Below are 8,213 nucleotides of genomic sequence, written 5' to 3'. Positions count from 1 at the left end.
GCACCAGCCACGCGAGGGTGGCCAGCAGGGCGATCGTGGCCAGGCCGAGCCCGGCGGGGACCAGGCCCCAGGCCTCGGCGGCCGCCGCGGTGCCGAACACGGACAGCGGGCCCACGACCAGCAGGAGCGCGTTCTGTGTGCCCATGATGCGGCCTCTCATGTGATCCGGGACCTGTTCCAGGAGTATCGCAGTGCTGACCCCGGCCTGCAACGACAGGAGCGCCCCGCCGAGGCCCATGATGCCGACGAGCAGGCCGAGCGGCGGCAGGAACGCGAGGGCGACAATGGCGAGCGCGCCGCCCAGCGAGCCCACCGCGAGCCAGCCTGCGCGCGAGCCGCGGGCCCCGACCGCGGCGAAGAGTCCGCCGCCGAGCATCGAGCCGAGCGCGAAACCGCTGAGCGCGAAGCCCAGCCCCTCGGGTGAGCCGCCCAGGGCGAAGTGCGCGGGGAGCAGGCTGCCCTGGAACGCGATGAGCGCTCCCATGCCGATCAGGCCGAGGAGGACGATCCGCCAGATGACGGGGGAGCCGCCGAAGAGCAGTCGCCACCCGGCGAGCAGCTGCGCGACGGGGCCGAGCGCCGCGTCCGCGTTCGAGCCCTCGCCCTCCCCGTCGGACACGCCGTGCCCGACGCGGCGCGGCAGACCGAGCGTCAGGAGCGCGGCGAGGGCCGAGGTCGCCGCGGTCACCCAGAGCGCGCCGATGCCGTCGAAGAGCAGGAAGAGCGTGCCCGCGGCGGCCGGGCCGATGACGACCATGAGCCCGCTCAGGCCCTGGCCGATGCCGATGAGCCGCTCGGGGCTGATCCGGGCCTCCCGGGCGATTGCCGGGAGCATGGTGTCTCGGGCCGTCATCCCGGGGATGTCCCCGAACGCGCCGAGGAACCCGAAGAGGATGAACCAGCCGAGGGTGAGCTCGGTCCAGGCGGCCGTGAGGGGGAGGGCGGCGAGCGCGGCGGCCGAGATGAGATCCGAGGCGATCGACACGGTGCGGCGGTTCACGCGGTCGAGGAGCACCCCGGCGATGAGGCCGATCAGGAAGCCGGGGGCCGCGGTGGCGAGGGACAGCGTGCCCGCGGCGAGCACGCTGCCCGTGATGTTGAGCACGACGATGGGCAGCACGATGGCCGCGATGGAATTGCCGAGCAGCGAGAGCCCGGAGCTGGCGAGAAAGAGAAACGGGGTCATGCTCCGAGTGGACACCATGACGTCGGTGCCGGGTCAAGGCCGGGGTGTCGGGAATAGACGCCGCGGTCCGGACGCTGTCCCTGAGCGTGAAGCGCATCGGTTTTCTTTCGTTCGGACACTGGCAGGACATCCCGGGTTCCCGGGTGCGCACCGCCGGTGATTCCCTCTCTCAGTCCCTCGACCTCGCGGTCGCCGCGGAGGAGGTGGGCGTCGACGGCGCCTTCTTCCGCGTCCATCACTTTGCGCAGCAGCTGGCGGCGCCTTTCCCGCTGCTCTCGGCAATCGGGGCGCGCACCTCGCGCATCGAGCTCGGCACGGGCGTGCTCGACCTGCGCTACGAGAACCCGCTGGATCTCGCCGAGAACGCGGCGGCCACGGATCTGCTGAGCGGTGGGCGGCTGCACCTCGGCGTGAGCCGCGGCTCGCCCGAGACCGTCGTGGACGGGGCCACCCGGTTCGGCTATCCGGCCACCGCGGAGCACCCGCAGGGCGGGGACACCCGGGCCAAGGCCGCGGAGTTTCTCGCGGCCATCGCGGGCGAGGGGCTCGCCACCCCGAATCCGCGCACCGCGCCGCCCGGCACGCTGCAGCGCATCGAGCCGCACGCGCCCGGCCTCGGTGAGCGGATCTGGTGGGGCGCCTCCACCCGGGACACCGCGGAGTGGGCGGCATCGCTCGGCATGAACCTGATGAGTTCCACGCTGATGCTGGAGGACACGGGCGTGCCCTACGACGAGTTGCAGGCGGAGCAGATCGCGCGTTTCCGCGCCGCGTGGGCCGCCGCCGGGCACGGCTGGGAGCCGCGCGTCGCGGTGACCCGCAGCGTCATCCCGCTCACCGAGGACGAGGACCGCGAGTACTTTGGGCTGTCGGGCACCCGGGAGGCGAAGGACCAGGTAGGGCGGTTGGAAGGCCGGAACGCCCGCTCGGGACGCAGCTACATCGGCGAGCCCGACGTGATCGCCGCGGAGCTTTCCCGGGACGCCGCCGTGCAGGCCGCGGACACCCTGCTCGTTACGGTGCCCAACATGCTTGGCGTGGACTATAACGTGCGGCTGCTCGACACCATCGTGCGGGAGATCAAGCCCGCCCTCGGCTCGGTCTATGGCGGGCGCCCCGGCTCCTGAGTGCCGAAGCCGCAGCGCCCGCTGTGGACCGGAAAGACGCCAGCGCCGGGTCTCCGGGCAAACGCAGTTGGTGTTTCTGCGCTCGGGGCTACGTCCGCCGAGCAAGAATCAGGCCATCCCATCCTTTGATCCCGACGGTTTGCAGTGCCGTCGCGTCAAGGTTGGGGTGGGCGGCAATGTCCTCGGTGACCGATCGAACCCCGTGCACCCGGGGGTCAGTGCTCTGTGCGTGCACAACCGCACCGTTGCGAACCACGTTGTCGATCACGATGATTGCGCCTGGCCGCGTCAGCTCCAGCGCGGCAGCGAGATACTGTGGGTTGCTGGGCTTGTCGGCATCAATGAACACGAAGTCGAACGGGGCCGCTTCGCTGTCGATGAGGCGGCTCGCGGATTCGGTCGCGGAGCCGATCAGGATATCCACCCGGTCCGAGACCTCGGCCCGCACCAGGTTCTCACGAGCGACCTCGGCGTTTTGTGGTTCGAGTTCCAGCGTGGTCACGTGGCCGTCAGGTCCGACCGCGCGCGCAAACCAGATCGTCGAGTACCCCGCCAGGGTGCCGAACTCTAACACTCGCTTCGCACCGGCGATCTGGGCGAGAAGCGCCAGGAGAGCCCCTTGATTCGCCGCTACTTCAGCATTCGGCATCGTGGTTCGCGAGCTGGATCGTCGGGCGGCAACGAGCGCTTCGTCTTCGTGGACCAGGCTCTCGGTGAAGTACCGATCCACGTCACGCCAGGCACTGGGCGACTCGTCGTGATTCTCCTGAGCGTGCACATGCTGACCGGTCATGCCGTCAACATATCATCGGCTCCTGCCTCGCTCAGGCCAGCTCAGGCGGCCTGGTCGATCAGGCCCAGCGCGGCCAGGCGCTCCACGACCTCGCGGCCCGCGGGCGGGCAGCGATCCAGGTCCGCGGTGCTCGCCCAGTGCAGCTCGCTGACCTCGGCGGCGGGGGCGGGGTCCTGCTCGGTGCGGGTGTGAAACACCGTCATCCGGACGAGGCGGCCCGCTGGCTCGCCGTGCGCCTGCGTGACGACCGTGAACAGCTCGACGAGCTCCGCGGGGTCCAGTTGCAGCGAGACCTCCTCGAAGGCCTCGCGCGCGGCGGCCTCCGCCGCCGTCTCGCCCGGGTCGATCTTGCCCCCGGGCATGTAGATCACGTCGCGTCCCCGGGCGGTCACCATGAGGACCCGTCGATCGCGAATCAGGGCAATGGCGGCGACGAGAATATCCTGCATGGCTCCCATCGTATCGCCGCGCTCGCGCCGCCCCGGACCACGGGGTGGCCGCTCACGCGGCGCGGCCGAGCGCGGCGTGCGGGGCGCCGGGCACCCCGAACGCCGCGGGCCGCGACGGCCTACTCGGCGGAGCCGGCCGGGGCCTCGTCGAGGGAGGCCGCCCGGGACTTCGGCTCCGGCGACTTCGCGAACTTGAGGCCCATGACGCAGAGGATGATGCCCACGAGGAACACGATCTTCAGCGGGGAGGCGGACTCGACGCCCGTGATCATCGCGTAGGCGACGGTCAGGGCCGCGCCGATGCCGACCCACACGGAGTAGGCGACGCTGATCGGGATGTGCTTCATCGCGGCGCCGAGACCGATCATGCTGAGCACGTTCGCGACGAGGAACACGACGGTGGGTACGGGCTGCGTGAAGCCCTCGCTCATGCCGAGGGCGGTCGCCCAGACGGCTTCGAGGATGGCGCTGATGACGAGAATGAACCACGGCATGATTAGCTCACCACCTTGAGGCCGACGACGCAGCCGATCAGGGCGAGCAGCAGCAGCGCCCGCGCGGCCGTCATGCGCTCCGCGCCGGAGACGACGGCCCAGCCGGCGGTGAGCACCGCGCCGATGCCGACCCAGACCGCGTAGGCGGTCCCGGTCGGGATCGAGCCCATCGCCCAGCTCAGCCCGAGCAGGCTGAGCACGAGCGAGATGATGAACACGATGCTCGGAACGAGCTTCTTAAACCCGTTCGAGGCGGCGAGCGAGGTGGCCCAGACGGCCTCCAACATCCCGCTCACAATGAGAATAATCCACGGCCATGACATATGAGTCGACACCCCTTCAACTGGTCAGTCTTGTCGCTCAGCGGGTACTGCGCCCTCGTCCGCAGGCCGTGAATGGGCCTGAGAGAAAACTAGCAACGCACCCTGAGCAAATCCAGTGCAGTTATTCGCAACCCACGCCGTCACCGTCGCGATCCAAATGCCGTCCGTACCCGGGGTCACCCGAGTACACCGGCGCTGCGCCAGCATTCCGAGCCGCAGTACAGTTTTGGTAATAGGCCGCAGGTGCCTGTTCGGGCGCAGGATCACTCGCCGCCGCGCCAGCGAACCCGAGCGGGACGTTTGCATCCTCGCTCTGGATAGAAGCAATCGTCTCTTCCCGTTCCTCAAGGGTGACGTCTAGCGCTGCTTTCTCCTCGGCCAGACGGTCACGCTCCCCAGTCACCGTTGCTAGCGACGTGCGGAGTGTCTCGGCATCTGTCGCAGCGGCCTGCTGTTCGGAACGGGCTGCGTCTCGCTCCGATTCGGCCGCAGTGAGTTTGCCCTCGAGCTCTTGGACCTGAGCCTTGAGCGTTCCGACATCCTCTTGGAAGGTGGACACCTGGCTGGTGAGGCTGGACTTTGCTTGGTTGAGCGAGGCACGCTCACCAGCAGATCCGATACCGCCCACGAAGATTCCGGCAATCAGAACGAGTGCCGCGGGGAGGAACCGTTTCCAGCCCCGACGTGCAGGCGGTGCTTCATGAGATGAGGCGGCCATCGGTTCAGTCGACGGAGATGATGCGTCCTGAGTATCGGACGTCGAAAACTGCATGCTGGTGCTTCCTCATTTCCCGTGATGGTGAGGAATCCCCCTCCCCACACAGGACTGTAGCAACGGTCCGAGCGGACCGCGAGTTGCTCGCGCGGGCAGGGAATGAACCAACTCGGACTAGCGAGGTGAAGACCCCGCGCCCGCGTCGGCCGGGCGCTCCGTGATCCGGTCGAGGTAGACGATCGTGTCCTCGAACATCTGCTGCGCCTCCGGGGAGTCGAGCTTGAACTGGTACTCGTGCTCCAGCGCGGGCTCGGCGTCGTGGGCGAAGAAGTGGCTCTCCACGTCCACGCCGACCTCCTCGAGCCGCTGGCTCATCGGAATGGACTGGAGCCAGGTGAGCGCGTCCGCGTTGCCGCCGCTGATGAGGGTCGTCGGGAAGTCCTCGGTCACGAAGTTCAGGCTCGACATCGTCGCCCCCGCGTAGGTCGAGGACCAGTCCCGGGTCCCGGTCGTGGCCCACAGCGCGATCTTGAAGCCCCAGTTCTCGATCCCCGACAGCTCCGCCATGGCCCGCATGTCATAGACACCGCAGTGCAGGATGGTGCCGCTGATCTGCTCGGGACGGAGGCTCGGCTGGGTGCCCATCAGGGTCGCCAGCTGCGGGTTGGTGGCCATCGCCGTGACCTGGCTGGCGAGTTGCGCGCCCGCCGAGTCGCCCGCGATAACGAACTGCTCGGGGTCGATGCCGTACTCCGCGGCGTGCTCGTTCAGGAAAGCGAGTGCGTCGTTGATCTGCCCGACCGCGGTCGGGTACTGCGCCTCCGGCCCGATGGAGTAGTCGAGGGTCACGGCGACGAAGCCGCGGTCCGCGATCATCCGCACATAGGGCTCGACGTCCTCTTTCTGCCCGGAGATCCAGGCACCGCCGTGCACCCAGACCACCACGGGCAGCGGCTCGGCCGCGCCCTCGGGGCGGAACAGGCTGAGCGTGGCGTCCGGGTCGCCGTCCCGATAGGACACGTTCCGGTGCTCCGTGAGCCCCGAGGTTGGCGCGTAGGGCCGCATCTCGGCGACCGTAGCGCGGCCCCCGGCCTCGAACACGGCCCGGATCAGCATCGCCGTTGGCCGCGGGCTGAGCGTCGTGACGAGGGCGATTGCGGTGAGCACGGCGAATGCGCCGCCGAGCCAGAGATACAGGGGGCGGATGCGGGCGCTCGGGGCCATGCGGCTTCCTCTCTGGCGGGATGTGCTCCCCAGTGTGGCAGAGTCGGGCCCGGTTCGGCGGGTCACGCGCGGCTGGTCGTCCTCTCGGCCCGCGTGAGCGATAATAGGAGGCATTGGGTGATGGCAAGGAGCGGCTATGGGATGGTTTCGGAAGCGTCGAGGCGCCAGACCCCTGCGCGGAATCCCGAAGCGGGTGCTCGCGCCCGTCGAGGAGATCGTGGAGCAGGGGCTCCTCGTCGCCGATGTTGCCGTTCGGATGACCGTGAAAAACACGATCATCATGAACGCCCTGCGTCGGAATATGGACTACCACGAGGAAGAAATTCTCCAGTTGGTCCGGGACGCGGCGACCGAGCTCGCCGAGGAGCGCGACCGCGACGCGAAGCACATCCGTCGGATGCGCGACGAGATCCGCGACTACGGGCGCAGCGCCTGGAGCGAGTCCGAGTACGGCAACGACGATAACCGCACGCTTCGGCACCGCCAGGAGGTGTACGAGTCCGTGGCCTCGGAGCTGCGCGAGCGCGCCGCCGACGAGGACTACGTGCGCAAGACCGCCGAGCAGGCCCGCGAGGCCGCCTGGGCCGAGGTCGGCGACTCGCTCAAGGTGCGCGCCGAGCACCCCTACTACGGCGGGGGACGGGACGAGGCGTACCGGCAGGCGCGCGGCGGCCGCATCCAGGACCTCATCGAGAAGGACCTCACCGAACTCATGCGGCAGAAGAACGAGGCGAAGTCCGTCGGCTCCGGCGGCGATCAGCCCGCCTCGAAGGCCGAGACCTGGAGCGAGAAGCGCGCCGAGCGTCGGGCCGCGAAGGGCTAATCCGGAGCCGTCGGCGACGCCGCGGGCCGCGTGAGCGCGGGGTTGGCCTCGATCTGCTCGGCGACGTACCAGCAGCTCGCCTCGATGCGGTCCCCGGCCGCGACGCGCTCCGGCACCGCCCGCGCCACGAGCAGCGCCGACAGGCCCGTGCCCCGGTGCGCCGGGTCCACGAAGGTGTGCGTGAACAGGCTCACCCCGCGCTCCTCGTCGCGCACGTAGTCGGCGACGCCGACCTGATCACCGTGCTGGCGGATGACGAAGCGGGATTGCTCGGGTTCCGCAAGGATCTCGTAGCCGTCGAGCTCCGCGGCGGCCTCATCGCTGTAGTGGGTCATGCGGAAAAGTGTATGCCGGATCGTGCCGATTTGGCAGGGGCGCGTGCGTGCCCCCGTCCCGACCGCGGGCAGCGGGGCTGGGCGGGACGCGGAAAGCGGCGTACGATGAGGGCCATGACGCTCGCAGAGACACCCGTGGTCCGATTGGACGGCCAAGCGACGACCCTGGGTGAGATCGCCCCCGGCGTGGTCCTCCTCGTCAACGTCGCCTCGAAGTGCGGCTTTACGCCCCAGTACGCCGGGCTTGAGGCCCTCTGGCAGCGCTACGGCGACCAAGGCCTCACCGTCGTCGGCATGCCCTGCAACCAGTTCCTACGCCAGGAGCCCGGCACCGCCGAGGAGATCGGCGAGTTCTGCCAGCTGAACTACGGGGTCACCTTCCCGCTGCTCGCGAAGGGGAACGTCAACGGCTCCGCCGCGGAGCCAGTGTTCGCCGCGGCGAAGGCGGCCAAGGACGGCGCCGGACTCGCCGGACCCGTGCTGTGGAACTTCGAAAAGTTCCTCATCGGCCGGGACGGCTCCCTGCGCCGCTTCCGCTCCGCGACCGAGCCGGAGGACCCGGCGGTCACCGACGCGATCGAGGCCGCGCTCCGCGCCTGATCCCGCGCCCGGGATCCGGCCTGCGGCGGAACGCCGCCGCCCAGAAGCCCGGACCCTGCCGGCGTCGGCCCGCACCGGCCAGCCCCGCGCACCGCGCCCCGGCCGGGGAGGGCAGCGCTGACCGCACCGCCCCGAAGGCCTGAG

Annotated in this window: 11 protein-coding genes and 1 riboswitch; of the genes, 3 read left to right on the top strand and 8 right to left on the bottom strand. The window is 69.6% G+C overall.

Annotation, left to right across the window (positions count from 1 at the left end):
• The coding region (locus OOT08_RS02165) for an MFS transporter (protein WP_325090910.1) at positions 1 to 1,186 on the bottom strand (1,186 nt) is incomplete at its 3' end.
• 44 nt (positions 1,187 to 1,230) lie between these two features.
• On the opposite strand from OOT08_RS02165, the gene OOT08_RS02160 reads away from it, so the two are divergent.
• Entirely contained in the window at positions 1,231 to 2,313 is a 1,083-nt protein-coding gene (locus OOT08_RS02160) for an LLM class flavin-dependent oxidoreductase (protein WP_442916157.1), read from the top strand.
• An 88-nt stretch (positions 2,314 to 2,401) separates the two neighbouring features.
• On the opposite strand, the gene OOT08_RS02155 is transcribed toward OOT08_RS02160, so the two are convergent.
• The 6 genes from OOT08_RS02155 to OOT08_RS02130 form a co-directional block, all read right to left on the bottom strand.
• Positions 2,402 to 3,106, bottom strand: a complete 705-nt coding sequence (locus tag OOT08_RS02155; RefSeq protein WP_325090909.1) for an O-methyltransferase — start codon at positions 3,104 to 3,106, stop codon at positions 2,402 to 2,404.
• A gap of 41 nt (positions 3,107 to 3,147) precedes the next feature.
• On the bottom strand, positions 3,148 to 3,555 hold the full coding sequence (locus tag OOT08_RS02150; protein WP_325090908.1) for an NUDIX hydrolase: 408 nt from the start codon (positions 3,553 to 3,555) through the stop codon (positions 3,148 to 3,150).
• A gap of 119 nt (positions 3,556 to 3,674) precedes the next feature.
• A complete protein-coding gene (locus OOT08_RS02145; RefSeq protein ID WP_325090907.1) occupies positions 3,675 to 4,049 on the bottom strand; it encodes a DMT family transporter in 375 nt (124 codons plus the stop codon).
• A 2-nt stretch (positions 4,050 to 4,051) separates the two neighbouring features.
• The gene (locus tag OOT08_RS02140; RefSeq protein WP_325090906.1) at positions 4,052 to 4,372 is read right to left on the bottom strand and encodes a DMT family transporter; all 321 of its coding nucleotides are present in this window, start codon (positions 4,370 to 4,372) and stop codon (positions 4,052 to 4,054) included.
• Positions 4,373 to 4,391: 19 nt separating this feature from the next.
• Positions 4,392 to 4,456, bottom strand: a riboswitch (guanidine-III (ykkC-III) riboswitch).
• Between the two features lie 37 nt (positions 4,457 to 4,493).
• The gene (locus tag OOT08_RS02135; RefSeq protein ID WP_325090905.1) at positions 4,494 to 5,144 is read right to left on the bottom strand and encodes an excalibur calcium-binding domain-containing protein; all 651 of its coding nucleotides are present in this window, start codon (positions 5,142 to 5,144) and stop codon (positions 4,494 to 4,496) included.
• Between the two features lie 117 nt (positions 5,145 to 5,261).
• Entirely contained in the window at positions 5,262 to 6,311 is a 1,050-nt protein-coding gene (locus tag OOT08_RS02130) for an alpha/beta hydrolase (RefSeq protein WP_325090904.1), read from the bottom strand.
• A 136-nt stretch (positions 6,312 to 6,447) separates the two neighbouring features.
• Here OOT08_RS02130 and OOT08_RS02125 point away from each other — a divergent pair, with 136 nt between their 5' ends.
• Entirely contained in the window at positions 6,448 to 7,134 is a 687-nt protein-coding gene (locus OOT08_RS02125) for an asparagine synthase (protein WP_325090903.1), read from the top strand.
• Here OOT08_RS02125 and OOT08_RS02120 read toward each other — a convergent pair.
• Entirely contained in the window at positions 7,131 to 7,469 is a 339-nt protein-coding gene (locus OOT08_RS02120; RefSeq protein WP_325090902.1) for a GNAT family N-acetyltransferase, read from the bottom strand. The two genes, OOT08_RS02125 and OOT08_RS02120, sit on opposite strands and share 4 nt — an antisense overlap.
• A 114-nt stretch (positions 7,470 to 7,583) precedes the next feature.
• On the opposite strand from OOT08_RS02120, the gene OOT08_RS02115 reads away from it, so the two are divergent.
• Entirely contained in the window at positions 7,584 to 8,069 is a 486-nt protein-coding gene (locus OOT08_RS02115) for a glutathione peroxidase (protein WP_325090901.1), read from the top strand.
• The last annotated feature ends 144 nt before the right edge of the window (positions 8,070 to 8,213 follow it).

The organism is Leucobacter sp. M11 (assembly GCF_035726885.1).
Classification (GTDB): domain Bacteria; phylum Actinomycetota; class Actinomycetes; order Actinomycetales; family Microbacteriaceae; genus JAPFRB01.
Note: the sequence above shows the minus strand (reverse complement) of the source record. Positions and strands in the feature narration are given on the sequence as shown.